At 29.3% G+C, this 908-nt stretch carries 1 pseudogene; it reads right to left on the bottom strand.

Going from position 1 to position 908, the window contains the following annotated elements:
• Positions 1 to 526 (bottom strand): annotated as a pseudogene (locus tag AC1DTM_RS29020) (suppressor of fused domain protein); the annotation flags it as partial.
• Positions 527 to 908: the final 382 nt, after the last annotated feature.

The raw sequence follows: 908 nt of genomic DNA, 5'->3' as shown, positions 1-908 counted from the left end.
CCCATACTAACTGAAAATTAAACCCCTTTAGTTCACTTTCTACAACACAATCTTTAAATTCGTCTGATACGAATGTTTGTACAGATACAATTGGAAAATCTCCGTATTTATGCTTCGTGTTCATTGTACAAAAAATATGTTCCCCTTTAATTTTATCTGCAATAAAAGCAAATTTGTCGAATCCACCAAAATCATCAGGTTTCGCATTTTTATAATCAATACATGCCAATACGTTTAATACATGTATTGCATAGCATTCATATCCTTCATGAACAAGCGGAAGAACTTCAACTTTCCTTTTTATTAAATCAAATACTACTTCTATCGCTGCTTTTGTAAAAATAAGTGGTATTTCACTTAATAAATCAGATACTTCTCCCTTATTTGATAATTTCATTTGCAATGGATTCCACGTATTAATTACTGATTGACCTTGAAAATAGTTATTAAAAATTTCTTGCCCTTCCTCATTCTCACACTCTAATTGATCAAAATTAGAATTACCAATAATTTTCCACACTCTCATTATACTACCCCTTTTAATCTATATAAAATACACATTGTCCCTGTTAACACCCGTTTCTCATCTATCTTATCCTTTAATGCTTTTTTATCGCCCACTGCTTATATGTAATTTTCATCTCACAACCTTCTTTAATATTTCTTTTTTACGATCTAACTTCTTCTCACATCATGTCTACTTCACTCAAAAAATGAATTGTATCCATACACTTTTTATTCCTTTCAAATTTGTACTTATTGTGTTTACCTAAATTAAGTCTTCGATGTTACTATTATTTATTAACAAGGGGACCTCACGAATAAATAACACCACTTACAAGAAAATTCTTTTATTTTAATCCTCTATTAATCATGTAACTTATTTAAAAACTCCGTAAAATTATAAG

It is taken from the genome of Bacillus sp. P4_D3 (assembly GCF_056401855.1).
Note: the sequence above shows the minus strand (reverse complement) of the source record. Positions and strands in the feature narration are given on the sequence as shown.